This is a genomic window from Iodidimonas nitroreducens, assembly GCA_000710935.1.
Taxonomy (GTDB): domain Bacteria; phylum Pseudomonadota; class Alphaproteobacteria; order Sphingomonadales; family Rhodothalassiaceae; genus Iodidimonas; species Iodidimonas nitroreducens.
The window spans coordinates 37,968-56,533 of sequence record BAYV01000023.1; the positions used below are offsets into that span (position 1 = coordinate 37,968).

Below are 18,566 nucleotides of genomic sequence, written 5' to 3' on the forward strand. Positions count from 1 at the left end.
TCTGCGGCCCTGGGTCATCAATTTGAAATCTAGATCGTGCGCCCCGGGCCAATCACCGCTCCCGCGCCCATCAGGCCACGCAAAACCCCTTCACGAATGCCGCGATCCGCCACCCGCAGCCGTTTGAAGGACCATTGCGCCAAAAGAGCATCGAGAATGGCACAGCCAGCCACCACATAATCCACCCGATCTTCGCCAATGCAGGGTTCAGCGAGCCGCGCTTCATAGGGCATCAGGGCAATATTGCGGGCCAGATCATGGATGCTTGCCTGTTCGAGCCAGGCGCCATCCACCTTGTTGCGATCATAACGCGGCAGGCCCATTTGCACGCTGGCAAGGGTGGTGATCGTGCCCGATGTACCCAAAAGCTGCATCGCCCCGTTTTTTTGCAAAGTGCGCAAAGATGCCAAGGCTTCAAACCGATCGAGATGCGCGCGGATCAGCCCCACCATCTCAGCATAGCGGGCGCGATCAAGGGATTGGCAATCAAATCGCTCGGATAGATTGACAACGCCATAGGGCATCGAGGTCCAGGCCAGAATATGCAGGCGATTTTTCGGGCGACGCTCGACCAGAATAAGCTCGGTACTGCCGCCACCAATATCGAAAACAAGGGCATGGCCATAAGCCGGATCGAGCAAAGACTGACAGCCGACAACCGCCAGACGCGCTTCTTCAGCCGGAGAAATGACATCGAGATTAAGCCCGGTTTCCGCCTTCACCCGCGCCACGAATATGTCGCAATTCTTGGCAGTTCGGCAGGCTTCGGTGGCAACCGACCGCATGCAGGTCACCTGCTTGTGGCGGATTTTCTGGGCACAGATCTTGAGGGCGGCAATCGCCCTGTCCATTGCCTCATCCGACAAACGACCCGTGGCCCCCAGCCCTTCGCCCAGGCGGACGATCCGGGAAAAAGCATCCACCACGCGAAAGCCCGCATAAGTGGGGCGGGCTATCAAAAGCCTGCAATTATTGGTGCCCAGATCAATGGCGCTATAAACCGCCCGATTGCGGGCATAAGGCCCGGTCCGGCTCTTGGCAGGTTCATCCTTTGCAGGAGATAGCTTCGCTATACCCTCATCCTGTGCGCTCGACATAAAAACAGATACTCATCAAAAACGAACGGCGCTTTTTAAAGCCCGATCGAAACTTGATCCCTGTTTAGCATCATATTGCCTTTATCTTCCAGCCTGAGATTACGCACGAACGGACCAAAAAGTTTTTTGCACGTTATCGGCGCATCATGCATATGCTATAAAGGCATGAGGGGCGCTTCAGGAAGGCGTTGACAAAGAGGCGGATGCCGCCTTATAAGCCGCCACATTCTCATGATTGCCCCGTCGTCTAATGGTAGGACAACGGATTCTGATTCCGTCAGTGGAGGTTCGAGTCCTCCCGGGGCATCCACATCTTCCCCCATCCATAATCCCAAACTTTCATGAACTGATCAGCACCCTGCCCTGATCAGGGGCAATTCATAGTCTTATGTTCCATTTTTGTTCTTGCCATAAGAAAAATAAGCGATTAAAAGAACAAATATTGAACATAGGAGATCATGACCATGCTGATCCATCTTTTGGGGCTCGCCATTTTCGCCATCATGGGCCTTTGTGCTCTGAGCGGTTTGCGCGATGCCGCCCGGCTTTTTGCAAAGCGCCTGCCCATGCGGCAAGGAAATATCCATGCAACCAAGCCCCAATGGCATCGGCGGGCGGATCACCCGGCTATCAAGGGCTATCATCAAAGGGCCTAAAGCGGTTCGCCATCAAAATTGGAAAGCTGGCAAAAAGCCCCGCTTTCACGCAATGACGAACATAAAACCCGAGCCGGGGCGATCTCTTTGAAAGGGCCTGCAACCAGACGATAAAAGCGGCCGCCCATCTGCTCTAAATCCAGCACCGAAAGCCGGGGAGACAGGCCTGATAAAAGGGCCGGGTATTTGTTTGAAAGATCGGCCCAGCCTTCGCTGGCAGCCTTTGCATCGCGATAGGATGCCAGATGCACGGCATAAAGCTGGCCGGTGCCCACCGCCAGATCCACCCCATCCGCGCGCGCTTTTTCAGCTTCCGCACGATTGGCGGCATTGCGGATCTCATTATCTTTGGCGATTTGTGCCTCAAGGCTTTTTTCCACCTCGGCCAGCCGGATGATCAGGCTATTCATCAGGCCGGTTTGTTCTGCCAATTGCGCCTGCAGATCATCGATCCGGGCGAGCAGGCCCCTCTGATCGGCTTTCAATTGGGCGATGTCTTCAGCCGGAACTGCTTCCGATCCACCCAGCCTTTGATTGATATCGCGTAAGGCCGCATCAAAAGACATCAGCCTTTGCCCGGGCTGTGTGCCACCCTGCCCGCCTTGATCAGCGCTAATTCCAGCAGCATCGACAGCCTGATCAGCAGCCAGATTGGGGCGATACAGGCCAATCTGATCATCGGTGACACGCATGCTATCGGTGGCGCAGCCCGCCAGAAAAAACACGAGACAACAAACCGCGCCAAATCCCCTTGACTTGATCCCACTAGTTCCTATGCCATGATCCATGAAAAGGCCCGATCCATTGCAAAACATTCATATCAAAAGGCTTAACAGAAATTTCTTGCCTGTTCGTAAAATCTTTAAAAAAGGGGCCTGCGTATTAGGTTTGCATCAAGAGACACAAAGCATTATATCGTACTGATAGTATTTTCTTAGATGGTTCGGGGTTTATTTATATGGATGTTCGCACGCTTTGTCTTGGCATCCTCGCTTTAGGCGATGCCAGCGGTTATGAAATCAAAAAAATGGTGGCCGAAGGCAGCTTCAGCTTTTTTAGCGAGGCGAGCTATGGATCGATCTATCCATCGCTGACCCGCCTGACCGAAGAAGGCTTTGTGACCTGCGAATTTTTTTCACAAGATAAACGCCCCGACAAAAAAATCTACAGCCTCACGGAAAAAGGCCGCCTGGCGCTGACCGAAGAATTGCGTCGCGACCCCGGACCTGACAAAAATCGGTCCGAATTTCTGGCTGCCCTGCTTTTTGCCGAGGCCGTATCTCCTGATCGAATTCAGAACCTGGTGGAAGAACGGATTGATGAACACCGCATGAAAATCCGTTCCTTGCAAAAATTGCTTGATGAAGCCATGTCGCCGGCTTCACATTTTGTGATCAATTATGGCATTGCCATGCAAAAGGCGGCCCTCGATTATCTGGAACATCATCAGGCCAGCCTGATCAAAAAAATCATAGCAGCCGGGCCAACCGAATGAACCCTATCGCCGCCCGCACACCTGCCAGATTCGTTATGCACGATGCTATGGTCATCAAAAAGATCGGGTTCTCCTGCTTTAAAACAGATTATACTGCGAAAAAGATGGGCTTGTTCCCGGCAAAAGCGTGTGATGTTCATGAATAAATCTATCCTGATTGCCATCGCTGTCACTGTGGTTCTCACCTTATGGGTGGTATCGGGCCTCATTTTTTCGGGCGATAATCAGCCCGCCACCGCGCAGGCCGAAAAATCCGAACAGGCTGTCTTCATGGTCAGCGCCCGGCGGGTAAGTGCCGAACCCTATCGCCGCGATCTGGTGATCCATGGGCGCACAGACGTCCTGCGTTCGGTGCAATTACGCAGTGAAATCAGTGGCAAGGTGATGGAAACCCCGGCCATTGAGGGCACAAGGGTCAAGGCGGGCGAGATCATCTGCCGTTTGGCCACTGATGAACGCAAAGCCAATCTGGCGCAGGCCAAGGCTTTGGGAGAACAGCGCCGCCTTGAATATGATGCCGCCCTGGAACTCACCAAAAAGGGGCATCGCTCAGCCACCCAATTAGCGCAGGCCAAAGCCCAGTATGAAGCCGCGCTGGCCCAGATCGAACAGATGCAGATCGCCCTTGATAACACGATGATCAAGGCGCCCTTCGATGGTCTGCTCAATGAACGCCCCGCCCATATCGGCGATTATCTGCAGGTGGGCGAACTCTGTGGCACCCTGCTCGATGATCAGCCTTTCCTTGTAGTGGGTGAAGTCTCGGAATCCGATGTGGGCAAGCTGGAAAAAGGCAGCCCGGCGCAGGTTCAGATCGCCAATGATGCGAAGCGAGAGGGCACCATTCGCTATATTTCCGCCAATGCATCCGAACGCACGCGCACCTATCGGGTTGAGGTGGTGATCCCCAATCCCGCCCTCGATCTGCGGGCGGGGATGTCGGCTACTGTTCATGTGCCTTTGGAACAAAGCATGGCTTTCAAGGTCTCTGCGGCATCACTGGTCTTGAATGCCAGCGGTCGGTTGGGCCTGCGTGCCGTTGATGGTAATAATATCGTGCGCTTTTACCCCGTCACCATCATGAGCGATGTGGGCGAAGATTTGTGGGTATCGGGCCTGCCTGCCGCGCTTTCGAGCATCGACCTCATTACCGTGGGCCAGCAATTCGTCAGTGAGGGCCAGATGGTACGAACCGATACAGCAAAAACGCCGGAGATCGCCGGATGAAAACCCTCATCGCCTATGCCGTCGATTCCAAAAGGCTGGTGATGTCTATCCTTTTGCTGATCCTGATTGCTGGCGGCTATGCCTATTACGCGATCCCCAAAGAAGATAACCCCGACGTTCAATTTCCCTTTTTCTCGGTCAACATTACCCATGATGGCATCTCCCCCGAAGATGCTGTGCGCATGATCATAAAGCCCATGGAACGCCAGCTTCAAACCATTGAGGGCGTGAAGGAAATGACCTCCACGGGTTTTGAAGGCGGGGCCAGTCTGGTACTGGAATTTCAGCCCGATGTGGATGCCGATCAGGCGCTTTTGGATGTGCGCGAAGCGGTGGATATGGCAAAAGCCGATCTGCCCGATGATTCAGATGAACCGGTAGTAGCGGAATATTCCGCAGGCAAATCCCCGATCATCACCATTGTGCTTTATGGGGATGCCCCTGAGCGCACCATGGTGCAGCTTGCCGAGGATCTGAAGGATCGCCTTGAAACCATCCCCAGTGTTTTGGAAGCACAGCTCGGCGGCAAGCGCGAAGAAGTGCTTGAAGTCATTGTCGATCCCGCAAAAATCGAAATCTATGATGTCTCGCTCAATGAGCTTTTGACGGTGGTCCAGAATAATAACCGGCTGATCGCCGCAGGGGCCATGGATGCGGGCGATGCTCGCTTTGCCATCAAGGTTCCGGGCTTATTTCATGATGCCCGCGATGTGGCCAATCTGCCGGTGAAAACATCGCGTGACGGGGTGGTGACCCTGGGCGATCTGGGGGAAGCCCGGCGCACCTTCAAAGATGCCACATCTTTGGCCAGATTCAATGGCCGCCCGGCCATCACCATCGAGGTGATCAAGCGGGTTGGCACCAATACCGTTGAAACCGCCGAAGCGGCAAAATGGATGACCCAGCAATCCGCTGCCCTTTGGCCCGAGACCGTTCGCTATGAATATCTGGGCGATACCTCGGTTTATGTCAGCGATTTTCTGGAAACCTTGCGCAATTCGGTTTTATCGGCCGTGGCTTTGGTGGCCATCGTCGTTGTTGCGGCCCTTGGCTGGCGCTCGGCGCTTTTGGTGGGGGTCTCCATTCCCGGGGCTTTTCTGTTTGGCATTTTGATCCTTTATGCTTTGGGGAACAGCATCAATACGGTGGTTTTATTCGGGCTTATTCTGGCCGTTGGGCTGCTTGTGGATGGGGCCATTGTGGTTTCCGAATATGCTGATCGAAAATTGCTGGAAGGCGCATCAAAACGCGATGCCTTCCGCTTGGCCGCACAGCGCATGGCCTGGCCGATCACCGCTTCAACCGCCACCACCCTCATGGCCTTTGCCCCTTTGCTTTTTTGGCCCGGTATCATCGGCGATTTCATGAGCTATCTGCCGCTGACCCTGATTTTCACGCTGATCGGCTCTTTGCTCATGGCCTTGATCTTTCTGCCCACTCTGGGTGCGGCCATTGGCAAGCCGGGCGAAGGCAATGCGGAATTGATGGAGCATCTGGCCGGAGACAAAGGCGACGACCCCAAAAATCTCGGGGGCTTTACCGGGGCCTATGCCCAATTCCTATCCCGGGTTATGCACCATCCGGGCAAGATTTTAAGCCTGACCCTTCTGGCTCTTGTCGGCACATGGACCTTGTTCATCACCGATAATAGTGGGCAGATTCTGTTTCCCGATGGCGAGCCCAATAGCGCCCGCCTTCTGGTTCATGCCCGCGGCAATCTCTCTGTCAATGAAATGAGCCGCATCGTTTCCAATGTGGAAAGCAAGGTGCTCGATGTAGAGGGGGTGGAAAACCGCTATACCCGGATCGGGGCTGGTTCGGGCGATGCCGATGATATTATCGGGCGGATCACCTTATTATTCAAAGATTGGAACGAGCGCCGCCCCGCAACCGAAATCGAAGCGGAAATCCGTCAGCGCGTGGCCGATATTCCCGGCGTGAAAATTGAATTTTCCGAAGAACAACAAGGCCCGGTGCAGGGCAAAGCCATTCAGATCGAAATTGCCAGCGATCATTCCTCGCTCCTAACCGCAGCGGTGGATAAAATCCGCCGTCATCTCGATCAGATGGAAGGGCTGGTGGATCAGGAAGACAGCCGCCCAACGGCTGGGATCGAATGGCGGCTTGATGTTGATCGATCAGAAGCCGGGCGGTTCGGCACGGATCTCACCAGCGTGGGCAGCTTCATCCAGCTTGTCACCAATGGCGCGCTGGTGGGCCGCTATCGCCCGGATGGGGCCGATGACGAAGTGGATATCAGGGTGCGTTTCCCCCGTGATGAACGCGGCATTCTGGCCCTTGATCGCCTGCGCATCCCAACCGAATTCGGCAGTGTTCCGATCAGCAATTTTGTGGAGCGGTCAGCGCGGCCCAAAACCGGCGATATCGAACGGATCGACGGGGAAAACGTGCTGACGCTTCAAAGTGATGTGGCTACCGGCGTTCAACCCGCAACGAAAGTCGAGGAATTGCGGTCCTGGATTGCCGATCAGAATTTTGATCCCCGCCTGAAAATAAGCTTTGCCGGACAAGATGAGGTGGAGCGGGAATCGGGCAGTTTCCTGATCAATGCCTTTGCCGTGGCCCTTTTTGGCATGGGCCTCATTCTGCTCGCGCAATTCAACAGCTTTTACCATGCCGGGCTGATTTTATCCTCAGTCATCTTATCAACTGTCGGCGCGGTTTTCGGCCTATGGCTTTTGGACCGGCCCTTTGTGATCGTGATGACCGGGGTGGGCATCATCGCTTTGGCCGGGATCGTGGTGAATAATAATATCGTGCTCATCGATACTTATGATCGTTTGGTGAAAAGCGGGATGAAGCCCCTTGATGCTATCGTTCGCACCGGCGCCCAAAGATTGCGCCCGGTGCTGCTCACCACCATCACCACAGTGATCGGGCTGTTGCCGATGGTTTTTCAGGTGAATGTCGATTTCATCAAACGCAATGTGGAAATCGGCTCCCCCACCAGCTTCATCTGGGTGGATCTGGCCTTGGCCATTGTATTCGGGCTCAGCTTTGCCACCCTTCTGACCCTGGTGGTCACCCCCTCGATGTTGGCCTGGCGGGTTTTAATCCGTGAAAAGCGCGCCTTACGCAAAGAACAAAAGGCTGCAAAGGGAAAAACGGATCATCGCGGCGATATAAAGCAGGCTGCCGAATAACCGCCAGAAATAACGAACAGAATCGGGCGAAACTTTACCTGCTCACTCAGATGCTTTGGATTTGACGCTCTCGTGCTTTTTCCGGCGATAAATGCTCAGCGCCAAAGGGATTGATCCCAGATATAAAATCACAACGATAGACAAAGCCGCCCAGCGATAAACCGTCACCGATGCCGCGAAAAGGGCAATCAAAAGCAAGGTGGGCACCATTGCATCGCGGCGCACCCGAAATTGCTTCAGCGAAAAGGTTGGCAGCCGCGATACCACCAAAGTCGCGATCAGCCCCACATAGCCCACCAGCACAATCGAACGCTGGAACAAATTGGACTCAAAGGCAAAATCGAGAAGCATGGGCAGCAAAACCAGCATCGCCCCGGCAGGGGCAGGCACCCCGGTGAAATAGCCAAGGGGACGATGAGGATCATCTTCATCCTCGATCGCCGCATTATAGCGTGCCAAACGCAAGGCGACAGACACCCCATAGGCCAGGGCCACGATCCAGCCAAACCGGCCCATATCGCCCAATCCCCATGCATAAAGCAAAAAGGCGGGGGCCATGCCAAAGGCCACGACATCTGAAAGGCTATCAAGCTCGGCCCCAAAGCGGCTGGTGCTTTTCAAAAGCCGGGCCACAGCGCCATCCATGGCATCGAGCACCGCCGCCGCAATGACAAAGACCACAGCCAGTTGAAACCGCCCTTCAATGGCAAAGCGGATCGCCGTCATGCCCGAGCATAAGGCAAGGGTGGTGACAACATTGGCCGCCATCATGCGGGCGGTAAAGACATTGCGGCCCATATCTTTTTTAGGGGTGCGCATCAATCCGCCCGGCCATCAGGGCGCGGATTAACCGCATCATCGGTGGCCAGAATGGTTTCACCCCCCACCACCGTTTGCCCCACGGCAATCACCGGCTCCATGCCTTTGGGGCAATACACATCCATGCGGCTGCCAAAACGGATGATCCCGAACCGCTCTCCGGCCACCACATTCTGGCCCACATCAAGGGAACACACGATGCGCCGGGCGATCAAACCGGCAATCTGCACGAATGCCACCGACCGACCATCCGCCCGATCAAGGCGCACAAGCTGGCGTTCATTATCTTCGCTGGCTTTATCAAGGGAGGCATTGATGAATTTGCCCGGCACATAAACCAGCTTACTGATCGATCCTTCGCAGGGCACGCGATTGACATGCACATTCAAAACCGACAGAAAAATCGAAATGCGGGTGAGCGGGCCATCCCCCATTTCAAGATCGGCAGGCGGCGCCGCTTCATCGATTTTGGAAACCACCCCATCGGCCGGGCTGATCAGGGCATCGGGCAACAGCGGGGTCATGCGCACCGGATCGCGGAAAAAATAAACGATATAAAGGCCCAGAACGATAAAAATCCATCCCAGCGTTTCAGACAGGAAGATCATAAACAAGGCCGCCAGACCAAAAGCGATCAGAACAAAGGGGATGCCTTCCCGATGAACGCGATTGAAAGCAGAACGAAACGGATCCATCGGAGACAACCTTTCCATATGATGCAAACCAAGATGAACGGTTTGCTGAGCGTGCATGATCTTTGACACAGATATATCTTATCCGGCCTTGTTTCGCGAACTCTGACCAAATTGTTGCAAAAGGTCAAACATCTGATGGCGATCCATCAAGCTGGCGCTGCCACATGGCATGATAAGTGCCTTGGGCGAGCAATAAGCTTTCATGCGCGCCGCGCTCGATGATCCGCCCCTGATCAAGAACCAGAATTTCATCCGCATTCACCACGGTTGACAGGCGATGCGCAATCACCAATGTGGTGCGGTTGCGTGAAATCTGCTCGATGGCCTCCTGAATTTCCCGCTCGGTGCGGCTATCGAGTGCACTGGTCGCTTCATCGAGCAACAGGATCGGCGGATCTTTCAAGATGGTCCGCGCAATCGCCACGCGCTGCTTCTCGCCGCCGGATAGCTTCAATCCCCGCTCCCCCACAAGGGTTTCATAGCCATCGGGCAATTGATCGATAAAGCCATCTATCCGCGCAAAGCGGGCCGCCTGACGGATATCTTCATCGCTGGCATCGGGGCGGCCATAGCGGATATTATAGGCGATGCTTTCATTGAACAGCACTGTATCCTGCGGCACGATCCCGATGGCTTGGCGCAGGCTTTTCTGGGTGACATCGCGAATATCCATGCCATCGATCAGCACCGCCCCCGCCGTTATATCATAAAAGCGGTAAAGGATGCGCGACAGGGTTGATTTACCCGCCCCGCTCGGCCCCACGATGGCCACGGTTTTCCCCGGCGGCACATGAAAGCTCAGATCATGAAGGATCTGGCGGCGGGGATCATAACCGAAATCGACCGCCTGAAACCGGACCTCGCCACCTTTGACAACCAGCGGCACGGCATCCACCTTGTCGGCAATTTCCTGATCCCTATCGAGCAGGCCAAACAGATAATCCATATCAATCAGGGACTGCCGAATTTCCCGATAAACGAACCCCAAAAGATTGAGGGGCACAAAAAGCTGGATCAACAGGGAATTGGCCAGCACCACATCACCCAAAGTGAGGGTTCCGGCCAGCGCATCCCGCGCCGTAAGGATCATTACACCCGCCAAGGCAATATTGATGATCAGCGCCTGGCCCGCATTCAGCAAAGAAAGAGACGACTGGCTTTGGAGAGCCGCGCCCTGATAGCTTTTCAAGGCCCGATCATAGCGGTTGGCCTCATGTTCTTCATTGCCGAAATATTTCACCGTTTCATAATTCAAAAGGCTATCGATGGCGCGGCTATTGGCTTTGCTGTCCTGCTCATTCATGGTTTTGCGAAAGCGCGTGCGCCATTCCGTGATGGCCACCGAAAAAACGATATAAATGGCCACCGCCACCAGCAGACACAGGGCATAGATCCAGCCAAAATGGACCCAGAAAATGCCCGCCACCAAAAGCAGCTCAAGCACCGTGGGGACGATATTAAAGGTCAGGAACCGCAAAAGAAAATCAATCGCCCGGGTGCCCCGGTCAATGGCCCGCGACATGCCCCCCGTGCGTCGCTCCAGATGAAACCGCAAGGATAAAGCATGCAGATGCTGGAAGGTTTGCAAAGCCACGCTGCGCAGCGCGTGTTGCGAGGCTTGGGAGAAAACCGCATCGCGCAATTGCGCCAAAGCCACCCCGCCAAAGCGCGCCATGCCATAGGCCATCAGCAAAAAAGCCGGAATGAGCACCGCCTGCCCTGTGGGCGACTGAAGATTGTCGATCGCCGATTTATAGAAAAATGGGGTGTAAACCGTCACCCCTTTGGCCAGCAGCATCAAAAGCACGGCAAAAACGATCCGCAGTTTCAGGTCGAAACGATCCCGTGGCCATAAATAAGGAATGAGACGCCGGATCGATTGCCAATGATATGTTGTTGGCTCTTTAGGCCCTGTGCTATCTATTGGCGAATGTTGCAGACCACGCGGCATCAGATTTGTCCTTAAAAAAGATAGAAAACAATTCGTTTTACGGTTCATTAAGCCTGACAGAGCATGATCAGGCAGATAAATCATCAGGCTTTTTGTGCATCATGACCCAGTATCAAACCGATTTTCAGGCTGACTCCGCCCAGCTTCCCGCCTTGTATCAGATTTTGGAACAAGCGCAGAAAGAGATCGATAACCCGACCCTGCAATTTCCGCTCATCTTCAGCTTCATATGGGATGGCATAGAGTTTGAATGTTCCATCGACAAACCAAGGCACGGACAATCGCGCCTCAGCCTGAAAGCAAGGCTGGGCTATCTGCCCTTTTCAGCCGAAAATCCGGATGGCAGAAGGCATATGATCGCCATTTTGGAGCAATCGAGATTACGCGATCATGATCAGATCACCAAGGATGCCCAAGGGCTGATCAGCTTTTCCAGCCTTACCGATATCGCTGAACCCACCGATCTGCACGATATCATCAAGGCATTGGCGATCATTCTCTTTTCCATCGAAACCACCTTCAGCCGATTGCATGGATGCTTTTCCCCCATTTCCTAAAACCAAATGGGTAAATTCCTTTCGGCGCAGGGGCCAAAAGCGCTTGATCAGCGGCCCTACTCTCCTTTAATTTTAGCCCATTGCAGCACTTTAATGATCAGAAACAATCACAGGCACCAAAAGTGACAAGATTTGCGGAAGGAAAATTTTCAATCGGCCAGATCGTGAAACACAGGATCTTTCCGTTTCGCGGCGTGATTTATGATGTCGATCCCGTTTTCGATAATAGCGAAGAGTGGTGGCTGTCTATCCCCGAAGCCATGCGGCCCAGAAAAGATCAGCCTTTCTATCATGTGCTGGCGGAAAATGAACAATCCACCTATATGGCCTATGTCAGCCAGCAAAATCTGGAATCCGATACATCAGGGCCCTGCCGCCATCCCGATATTCCCAATCATCTGGGCCCCTATCAGGATGGGAGCTATAAGCTCCCTATGCTCAGCCTGAATTGATGGCTATGGCTTTGGGCGAGGCTCTGGCTCAACCACCGGCCTGCGGCTTTGGGCCACGATATGGGCCGCCCCGGAATAGCTGGAAACGCAATAGGGCACGATGAAGGTCATGATCACCTTCCAAAGCGGCGGCATCTCGCCTTTTAAAAACAACTCACCCTGATTGATCAAAACCAGAATAACACCAACAATCAGAGCCACTTTCAGCCCACGAGTCACCACGGATCGCAGGCGCAAAGCTTCGAATAATGTCATGGGCTGCGCGCTAGAATTCATGAAACCCTCTTGCCTGTGTTCACCAGATTTGAAATAGACTGCAAAGCCATCAACGACAACCGCAAAAGCGCGAAGGTCGCCCGCCCCCCTATCACAGGATTATTCTCATGAACACTTGCGTCCATATCATTGGCGGGGGATTGGCGGGATCAGAAGCCGCATGGCAAATCGCCGAGCAGGGCATTTCCGTGATCCTGCATGAAATGCGCCCCAGAAGAACCACCGCCGCCCATCATGGCGAGGGATTGGCTGAATTGGTCTGCTCCAATTCCTTTCGATCCGATGATGCACAAAATAATGCCGTTGGCCTTTTGCATGAAGAAATGCGCCGGATGAATTCGCTGATCATGCGCTGTGGCGATGCCACCAAAGTGCCTGCGGGATCGGCCTTGGCGGTGGATCGCGATCATTTTTCGGATATGGTCAGCACCATCCTCAAAAATCATCCCCTGATCGAAATTGAGCGCGATTGCATCGATGAATTGCCCCCCGCCGATTGGTCGAATGTGATCATTGCCACCGGCCCCCTCACATCGGATGGTTTAAGCCATGCCATCCTTGGTTTAACCGGAGAAGACAGCCTCGCCTTTTTTGATGCTATCGCCCCCATCGTTTATAAGGATAGCATCAATTTCGATATTGCCTGGTTTCAATCCCGCTATGATAAAGGCGAAGGGGCCGATTATATTAATTGCCCCCTCGATCAAGCCCAATATGAAGCCTTCATCAAGGCCCTGCTGGAAGGCGAAAAAACCAGCTTCAAGGAATGGGAAGCCAACACCCCCTATTTTGAAGGCTGTATGCCCATCGAGGTGATGGCCGAACGCGGCCATGAAACCCTGCGTTTTGGCCCGATGAAGCCGGTGGGCCTGATCGATCCCCGCACCGGGCGCCAGGCCCATGCCGTGATCCAATTGCGGCAGGATAACAAGCTGGGCACGCTCTATAATATGGTGGGCTTTCAAACCAAGCTGAAATATGGGGCACAAACCGATATTTTCCGCATGATCCCCGGGCTTGAGCAGGCGCGGTTCGCCCGTTTGGGCGGGCTGCATCGCAATACCTTTATCAATGCGCCGAAACTGCTCGATCAAAGCCTGCGGCTGAAGGCGGATCCCCGCCTGCGCTTTGCGGGGCAGATCACCGGCGTTGAAGGCTATATCGAATCCGCCGCCATCGGTCTGTTGGCCGGTCGGTTCGCCGCCGCCGAGGCGAAGGGCGAAAGCATCAGCCATCCGCCCATGGTCACCGCCTTTGGGGCGCTTTTGGCCCATATCACCGGCGGCGCCCATGCGGAAAGCTTTCAGCCGATGAATGTGAATTTCGGGCTGTTCCCGCCTTTGGAAGGCCGGATCAGGAAAAAAGAGCGCAAGCCCGCCATGAGCGAACGCGCCCTTTTGGCCCTTGAGCAATGGCGGCAAAGCACAGACAGCGCCGCCTGATCGCCAAAAAACCGCGTCCGGCCCTATTGATTGGCTGATTGCGCGCTTTTATTTTGATCCGCACTGTCTGATGCCAGGCTCATCTTGATGATCTTGCTCGGCTCCACAGGGGGTTCCCCTACGGCCAAGGCATCCACATGCTCCATCCCTGAGACCACGCGGCCAATGATCGTATATTTATTATCAAGGTTGCTGATCCGGCTGAAGGTAATATAAAATTGGCTATTGGCGCTATCGGGACTATCGGCCCGAGCCATGGCCATGGTGCCCCGCAAATGCAAAAGATCGCTGAATTCGGCCTTCAAATCCGGGAGTTCCGATCCGCCCGAGCCATTTCCTGCCGGATCACCGCCCTGCGCCATGAAGCCGGGGATCACCCGATGAAAAATCAGCCCATCATAAAAACCCCGGCGCACCAGCGTTCTGATCCGCTCCACGCTATTGGGGGCTTTATCGGGGCGCAATTGGATAGTGACCCGCCCCGTTTCCAGATCGAGATAAAGTGTATTTTCGGGATCGGATAAATCCACAGCCTGATTTTCAGCTTGATTTTGTGCTTGCACCGTCACCGCAGCGCCGCTCAAGCTCAGGGCCAATAAGCCTGCAAACCATTTTTTCAATATCATCGAGAACACCTTCAATTTCGCAAGTTCCATTTCCCATCGCCCCAAATCTTATAAACACAGCGGACAGAGGGGCCATCAAGGGGCCGCTTTGCGGCGGCGGCGATCAGCAATCTGGGCACGCACGGCATGGGCCACGCGCTTTGGAATGAATTGATCGATCCGCCCGCCATAGCTTGCGATTTCTTTCACCAGTTTCGAAGCAATCGGCTGATATTTGGCATCCGCCATTAAAAACACGGTCTCCACATCGGGATTGAGAAAGGCATTCATCCCGGCCATCTGAAATTCATATTCAAAATCCGAAACCGCCCGCAAGCCCCTGATGATGATCACCGCCCCGATTGTTTCGGCAAAAGCCATCAACAAATCGTCAAAAGGCTCGACCGTGATTTTAGCAGCGCAATTTTGGGCCAGTTCCGCCGTTTCGGCACGCACCATTTTCACGCGTTCATCCAGCGAAAAAAGCGGATCCTTGGATGGATTGGTGGCAACACCGATCACAAGATGATCCACCAGCTTTGATCCGCGCCGGATAATATCCAGATGGCCATTGGTCACCGGGTCGAATGTTCCCGGATATAGCCCGATCCTTTCAGGTGCCACGCTGCCCTCCGCTGCTCGATCAATGAAAGATGCGCCTAGAATTATAGAGCGTGACCACAATAAGCAAGGCGGGCGACATGTCACTCAAAATCACATGCGCGTTTGATCGCTTTCCATCTGGCGCAGCCATGCCATCAGCCGCCTTTGGGCCGGGCTGCGAGTGGCTGGCATTTCATGGGTCAGCGCCGCTAAATCTTCGGCTTCATCAATATCGTTTAAAAAATCGAGCATGGCGGGTGCGGGAAAGGCATTGGCTTTAAGGGCATCGATGAAATCGGCGCGGGCATGGGCCGTGCTATAGCGCGGGGCCAGCCATAGGGGCTTTGGAATCGGCCTTTTACCGCCAAAAAGCCAGAAACCCCCATCATGGGCGGGGCCAAAAACAAAATCCTGCTCTTCTAAAGCCTGCTGCGCCGCCTTCAGATGCCTGGCCCCCATTTGCGGCGCATCGGCACCGATCAGAAAAACCTGCCCATGCACCCGGCGCAGGCCTTCATAAACCCGCCACATCCGCTCACCCAAGGTGCCCGGGCCGGTATGACGCGCCCCGAAATCACGCCAACGCGGATCCTCCACCCCCTCTGCTTCGGCCACGGCCCAGCGGGCGATCCAATCCTTGCGGGGCTTTAAAAAGCGCGCCACGCTAAAGGCCACGCAATCAAGGCTGTGGTGATAGAAATCTTCTGCCTGCGCGGTTCCAATACCCCGGGCAAGCCGCGTTTTAGCCGGGGTCAAACCCGGTGTTTTTACAAAAATGGCAATTGCCCCGCTCATGATCTCCGGCTCCATAATAAGGCCCAGGCCTCGGGTGCGGCCTGTTTGATCCAGCGAAATTGATAAAGCAGGGTCAAACGCAGCCAGCCTTTATCGCGATAGGTGCGGGCACTGGTCAATAAGGGAGCCGCGATGGCATGAAGGCGCACTCCCGCCCGCCGGGCCTGCCAGACGAATAAATGATCCTCGCCATAGGCGCAGGCTTCATCATAAGGCCCGCATCGCGCAAAAATTCTGGCCGAACAGGCCAGCCCCTGATCACCAAAGGGCACCGATAAAAGCCGGGAACGCCAAAAAGCCCCCCATTGATTGAGCTTCACCCAAAAACCCGCCGCATCATCAAAAACCAGATCGAAATAATGCAAGGCATCCGGCTGGCGATGAAAAGCCGCCCGAAGCTTTTCAATGCTATCGCTTTCAAGGCGGCTATCGGCATGAAGAAACCACAAAAACGCACCCTTGGCCCGGCGTGCCCCGGCATTCAAACTTCTGGCCCGGCTGCCTTCCTCCATCACCAGAATTTCACACAGACCGGGCCGGCCTTCAAGCTGGGCAAGCAAAGCGGGCAAAGCCGGTTCATTGGGCCGCACCGGGATAATCACCGAAATATCATCCATGATCAGGAAAGCAGTGCGCGAAAACGGCGCGCATCAGGCATCCTTGAGAGCCGCCGATTGCGCCATGGCATAGGCCTGGGTTCCCTGATGATGCACATGATCTTCATCCAGAATCGTTGCAACGGCATATTTGGGGCGGGCTTTGATATGATCATAAACCGGCCCAAAAGGCTGATATGTGGCATCAAGAAGTTCTTTGAAGCTATTGATGACAAAATAGGTTTGCTGAAAATCATCGATACGGTAATCGGTGCACATCACCCGTTCAAGATCAAAATGCAGGCGATTGGGCGATAAATCTTCCAACGCAAACACCGATTCCGCCGGGCTGGAAACGATCCCCGCCCCATAAAGACGCATCCCCGCAGCGGTTTTTATCAGGCCAAATTCCACCGTATACCAATAAAGCCGGGCCAGATTATGCAAAACCCCGCGCCCGGCCGCAGCCAATCCGCCCTTGCCATAGGCTTCCATATAATCGGCGAACACCGGATCGCTGAGCATCGGCACATGGCCGAAAACATCATGAAAAACATCGGGTTCCTGAATATAATCGAAGTGCTTTTCATCACGGATGAAATTGCCCGCCGGAAAGCGGCGATTGGCCAGATGATCGAAAAACACCTCATCGGGCACCAGATCCGGCACCGCCACGACCTGCCAGCCGGTGCGATCCATCAGGCGATCAGACAAATCCTTGAAATTGGGAATACCACCATTTGAAAGCTTCAGGGCTTCAAGGCCATGGAGAAACTGATCGCAGGCCCTGCCCTGCAAAACATCGCGCTGGCGGGCATAAAGGCGATCCCAGCGATCATGTTCTGCCGGGCTGTAATGCCCCCAATCCTGATCAATGGTATAATCGGCATTGACCTCAACCTCGCGGCCTAGCCTTGTGGTGATTTTCATCTGCCGGGGCCTTCATATCTGGTAATTTTCTGATCGATCGCGCCAAATAATGACCGGCCACCCGCATCGCGCATTTCGATACGCACCCGATCGCCAAATTGCAGGAAAGACGTACGCATTTCGCCGGTCTGGATTTTTTCGATCATGCGGATTTCGGCGATGCAGCTATAGCCCGCGCCGCCTTCGCCCACCGGCTTACCCGGGCCGCCATCAAGCTTGTTAGACACCGTTCCCGAACCGATGATGGTGCCCGCTTCCAAAGGCCGGGATTTGGCGGCATGGGCGATCAATTGCGGGAAGTTAAAGGTCATGTCGATCCCGGCATTGGGCTTGCCGAAGGGCGCATCATTCAAAAAGGATAAAAGCGGCAGATGCAGCATGCCATCTTGCCATGCCGGGCCCAATTCATCGGGGGAAAGGGCAAGGGGCGAAAAGGCGGATGAGGGCTTTGATTGGAAAAAACCAAAGCCCTTCGCCAGTTCAGCCGGGATCAGATTACGCAAAGACACATCATTCACCAGCATCAAAAGGGCGATATGCGCCCCCGCATCCGCAGCCGAAACGCCCATGGGCACATCATCGGTAATGATGGCGATTTCCGCCTCGAAATCGATCCCCCAGTCCGTATCCGCCATGGAAATATCTTCATGCGGTGCCAGAAAACAATCAGACCCGCCCTGATACATCAGGGGGTCTTCCCAGAAACTTTCGGGGATCTCCGCCCCGCGCGCCTTCCGCACCAATTCCACATGGTTGACATAAGCCGATCCATCCGCCCATTGATAGGCGCGGGGCAAGGGCGAGGCGCAGGCCGCTTCATCAAACGGCTCGCCATCGATACGCCCGGCATCCAGATCATCGCTCAAAGCCTGCAAGCGGGGCGCAAGAGACGCCCAATCATCAAGCGCTGCCTGAAGCGTGGGGGCGATCTTGTCCGCACGCACCATCTTTTCATGGTCTTTGCGAACCAGAACCAACTGGCCGTCACGCCCTTTTTTGATGGTTGCCAATCTCATAAAATCTCCTTGTCCTCGTCATCACGGTCAGCCTCAGGATTGAAAGACTGCCAGCCTATTCGGCGGCCGGGTCCATCCGCTCGGCGGCGCCCCAGCTTAGATAATAATCGGACCATTCCACCCCTTCCGCCTCGGCATGGATAGTCAGGGCATCGCGGGTATCGATCATCACTGCCACTTCATCTGTGGA

The 18,566-nt window shown here is 54.5% G+C and carries 19 protein-coding genes and 1 tRNA gene; 8 read left to right on the forward strand and 12 right to left on the reverse strand.

Annotated features, from left to right (window positions below):
* Positions 1-29 precede the first annotated feature (29 nt).
* Positions 30-1,097, reverse strand: a complete 1,068-nt coding sequence (locus AQ1_RS09690; RefSeq protein ID WP_042086708.1) for a Ppx/GppA phosphatase family protein — start codon at positions 1,095-1,097, stop codon at positions 30-32.
* 236 nt (positions 1,098-1,333) lie between these two features.
* Between AQ1_RS09690 and AQ1_RS09695 the strand changes: the two genes are divergently transcribed.
* Positions 1,334-1,407 (forward strand) — tRNA-Gln (locus AQ1_RS09695).
* Between the two features lie 148 nt (positions 1,408-1,555).
* Positions 1,556-1,753 carry a hypothetical protein gene (locus AQ1_RS09700; protein ID WP_042086710.1) on the forward strand — a complete coding sequence of 66 codons (198 nt, stop codon included), beginning with the start codon at positions 1,556-1,558 and terminating at the stop codon, positions 1,751-1,753.
* On the opposite strand, the gene AQ1_RS09705 is transcribed toward AQ1_RS09700, so the two are convergent.
* Positions 1,750-2,478, reverse strand: a complete 729-nt coding sequence (locus AQ1_RS09705) for an SPOR domain-containing protein (RefSeq protein WP_042086713.1) — start codon at positions 2,476-2,478, stop codon at positions 1,750-1,752. The genes AQ1_RS09700 and AQ1_RS09705 overlap by 4 nt on opposite strands.
* 233 nt (positions 2,479-2,711) lie before the next feature.
* Between AQ1_RS09705 and AQ1_RS09710 the strand changes: the two genes are divergently transcribed.
* From AQ1_RS09710 to AQ1_RS09720, 3 genes are all read left to right on the forward strand, one after another.
* Entirely contained in the window at positions 2,712-3,248 is a 537-nt protein-coding gene (locus tag AQ1_RS09710) for a PadR family transcriptional regulator (protein ID WP_042086715.1), read from the forward strand.
* 138 nt (positions 3,249-3,386) lie between these two features.
* Positions 3,387-4,475 carry an efflux RND transporter periplasmic adaptor subunit gene (locus AQ1_RS09715; protein WP_042086716.1) on the forward strand — a complete coding sequence of 363 codons (1,089 nt, stop codon included), beginning with the start codon at positions 3,387-3,389 and terminating at the stop codon, positions 4,473-4,475.
* On the forward strand, positions 4,472-7,639 hold the full coding sequence (locus AQ1_RS09720; protein ID WP_042086719.1) for an efflux RND transporter permease subunit: 3,168 nt from the start codon (positions 4,472-4,474) through the stop codon (positions 7,637-7,639). The genes AQ1_RS09715 and AQ1_RS09720 overlap by 4 nt, the downstream gene beginning before the upstream one ends.
* Before the next feature lie 42 nt (positions 7,640-7,681).
* Here the strand turns inward: AQ1_RS09720 and pssA are convergent, their stop codons facing one another.
* The 3 genes from pssA to AQ1_RS09735 all read right to left on the reverse strand — a co-directional run bounded on the left by pssA (position 7,682) and on the right by AQ1_RS09735 (position 11,104).
* Complete coding sequence (gene pssA, locus AQ1_RS09725) at positions 7,682-8,458, reverse strand: CDP-diacylglycerol--serine O-phosphatidyltransferase (protein ID WP_042086721.1); 777 nt, start codon at positions 8,456-8,458, stop codon at positions 7,682-7,684.
* Positions 8,458-9,153 carry a phosphatidylserine decarboxylase gene (locus tag AQ1_RS09730; RefSeq protein WP_042086723.1) on the reverse strand — a complete coding sequence of 232 codons (696 nt, stop codon included), beginning with the start codon at positions 9,151-9,153 and terminating at the stop codon, positions 8,458-8,460. Before AQ1_RS09730 ends, pssA begins: the two co-directional genes overlap by 1 nt.
* Before the next feature lie 124 nt (positions 9,154-9,277).
* Positions 9,278-11,104 (reverse strand): ABCB family ABC transporter ATP-binding protein/permease, encoded by a 1,827-nt coding sequence (locus tag AQ1_RS09735; protein WP_042086750.1) that lies wholly within the window; start codon positions 11,102-11,104, stop codon positions 9,278-9,280.
* 101 nt (positions 11,105-11,205) lie between these two features.
* Here AQ1_RS09735 and AQ1_RS09740 point away from each other — a divergent pair, with 101 nt between their 5' ends.
* Together AQ1_RS09740 and hspQ are read left to right on the forward strand one after the other, a co-directional pair.
* Positions 11,206-11,661 (forward strand): hypothetical protein, encoded by a 456-nt coding sequence (locus AQ1_RS09740; RefSeq protein ID WP_042086725.1) that lies wholly within the window; start codon positions 11,206-11,208, stop codon positions 11,659-11,661.
* A 122-nt stretch (positions 11,662-11,783) separates the two neighbouring features.
* Positions 11,784-12,113 carry a heat shock protein HspQ gene (gene hspQ, locus AQ1_RS09745; protein ID WP_042086727.1) on the forward strand — a complete coding sequence of 110 codons (330 nt, stop codon included), beginning with the start codon at positions 11,784-11,786 and terminating at the stop codon, positions 12,111-12,113.
* 3 nt (positions 12,114-12,116) lie between these two features.
* Here the strand turns inward: hspQ and nrtS are convergent, their stop codons facing one another.
* Complete coding sequence (nrtS, locus tag AQ1_RS09750; RefSeq protein ID WP_042086730.1) at positions 12,117-12,368, reverse strand: nitrate/nitrite transporter NrtS; 252 nt, start codon at positions 12,366-12,368, stop codon at positions 12,117-12,119.
* Positions 12,369-12,496: 128 nt separating this feature from the next.
* Here nrtS and trmFO point away from each other — a divergent pair, with 128 nt between their 5' ends.
* Positions 12,497-13,831, forward strand: a complete 1,335-nt coding sequence (trmFO, locus tag AQ1_RS09755) for a methylenetetrahydrofolate--tRNA-(uracil(54)-C(5))-methyltransferase (FADH(2)-oxidizing) TrmFO (RefSeq protein ID WP_042086732.1) — start codon at positions 12,497-12,499, stop codon at positions 13,829-13,831.
* A gap of 23 nt (positions 13,832-13,854) precedes the next feature.
* Here the strand turns inward: trmFO and AQ1_RS09760 are convergent, their stop codons facing one another.
* From AQ1_RS09760 to AQ1_RS09785, 6 genes are all read right to left on the reverse strand, one after another.
* Positions 13,855-14,457 carry a peptidylprolyl isomerase gene (locus tag AQ1_RS09760; RefSeq protein WP_081837254.1) on the reverse strand — a complete coding sequence of 201 codons (603 nt, stop codon included), beginning with the start codon at positions 14,455-14,457 and terminating at the stop codon, positions 13,855-13,857.
* Positions 14,458-14,532: 75 nt separating this feature from the next.
* Positions 14,533-15,060, reverse strand: a complete 528-nt coding sequence (gene coaD, locus AQ1_RS09765; RefSeq protein WP_042086734.1) for a pantetheine-phosphate adenylyltransferase — start codon at positions 15,058-15,060, stop codon at positions 14,533-14,535.
* Between the two features lie 90 nt (positions 15,061-15,150).
* Positions 15,151-15,834, reverse strand: coding sequence for a TIGR04282 family arsenosugar biosynthesis glycosyltransferase (locus AQ1_RS14580; protein ID WP_161760544.1), 684 nt, complete (start codon positions 15,832-15,834; stop codon positions 15,151-15,153).
* Positions 15,831-16,451: a glycosyltransferase gene (locus AQ1_RS09775; protein WP_052371178.1), complete on the reverse strand. Its 621-nt coding sequence runs from the start codon at positions 16,449-16,451 to the stop codon at positions 15,831-15,833. Before AQ1_RS09775 ends, AQ1_RS14580 begins: the two co-directional genes overlap by 4 nt.
* 33 nt (positions 16,452-16,484) lie before the next feature.
* Positions 16,485-17,360 carry a phenylalanine 4-monooxygenase gene (phhA, locus tag AQ1_RS09780; RefSeq protein WP_042086736.1) on the reverse strand — a complete coding sequence of 292 codons (876 nt, stop codon included), beginning with the start codon at positions 17,358-17,360 and terminating at the stop codon, positions 16,485-16,487.
* Positions 17,357-18,376, reverse strand: a complete 1,020-nt coding sequence (locus AQ1_RS09785) for a fumarylacetoacetate hydrolase family protein (protein WP_042086738.1) — start codon at positions 18,374-18,376, stop codon at positions 17,357-17,359. Before AQ1_RS09785 ends, phhA begins: the two co-directional genes overlap by 4 nt.
* Positions 18,377-18,566: the final 190 nt, after the last annotated feature.

Bases quoted from the DNA above. Each gene is read 5' to 3' on its own strand.
- AQ1_RS09690 (WP_042086708.1), bottom strand. From the start codon at position 1,097: ATGTCGAGCGCACAGGATGAGGGTATAGCGAAGCTATCTCCTGCAAAG.
- AQ1_RS09700 (WP_042086710.1), top strand. From the start codon at position 1,556: ATGACCATGCTGATCCATCTTTTGGGGCTCGCCATTTTCGCCATCATG.
- AQ1_RS09710 (WP_042086715.1), top strand. From the start codon at position 2,712: ATGGATGTTCGCACGCTTTGTCTTGGCATCCTCGCTTTAGGCGATGCC.
- AQ1_RS09715 (WP_042086716.1), top strand. From the start codon at position 3,387: ATGAATAAATCTATCCTGATTGCCATCGCTGTCACTGTGGTTCTCACC.
- AQ1_RS09720 (WP_042086719.1), top strand. From the start codon at position 4,472: ATGAAAACCCTCATCGCCTATGCCGTCGATTCCAAAAGGCTGGTGATG.
- pssA (WP_042086721.1), bottom strand. From the start codon at position 8,458: ATGCGCACCCCTAAAAAAGATATGGGCCGCAATGTCTTTACCGCCCGC.
- AQ1_RS09730 (WP_042086723.1), bottom strand. From the start codon at position 9,153: ATGGATCCGTTTCGTTCTGCTTTCAATCGCGTTCATCGGGAAGGCATC.
- AQ1_RS09735 (WP_042086750.1), bottom strand. From the start codon at position 11,104: ATGCCGCGTGGTCTGCAACATTCGCCAATAGATAGCACAGGGCCTAAA.
- AQ1_RS09740 (WP_042086725.1), top strand. From the start codon at position 11,206: ATGACCCAGTATCAAACCGATTTTCAGGCTGACTCCGCCCAGCTTCCC.
- nrtS (WP_042086730.1), bottom strand. From the start codon at position 12,368: ATGACATTATTCGAAGCTTTGCGCCTGCGATCCGTGGTGACTCGTGGG.
- trmFO (WP_042086732.1), top strand. From the start codon at position 12,497: ATGAACACTTGCGTCCATATCATTGGCGGGGGATTGGCGGGATCAGAA.
- AQ1_RS09760 (WP_081837254.1), bottom strand. From the start codon at position 14,457: ATGATATTGAAAAAATGGTTTGCAGGCTTATTGGCCCTGAGCTTGAGC.
- AQ1_RS14580 (WP_161760544.1), bottom strand. From the start codon at position 15,834: ATGAGCGGGGCAATTGCCATTTTTGTAAAAACACCGGGTTTGACCCCG.
- AQ1_RS09775 (WP_052371178.1), bottom strand. From the start codon at position 16,451: ATGGATGATATTTCGGTGATTATCCCGGTGCGGCCCAATGAACCGGCT.
- phhA (WP_042086736.1), bottom strand. From the start codon at position 17,360: ATGAAAATCACCACAAGGCTAGGCCGCGAGGTTGAGGTCAATGCCGAT.
- AQ1_RS09785 (WP_042086738.1), bottom strand. From the start codon at position 18,376: ATGAGATTGGCAACCATCAAAAAAGGGCGTGACGGCCAGTTGGTTCTG.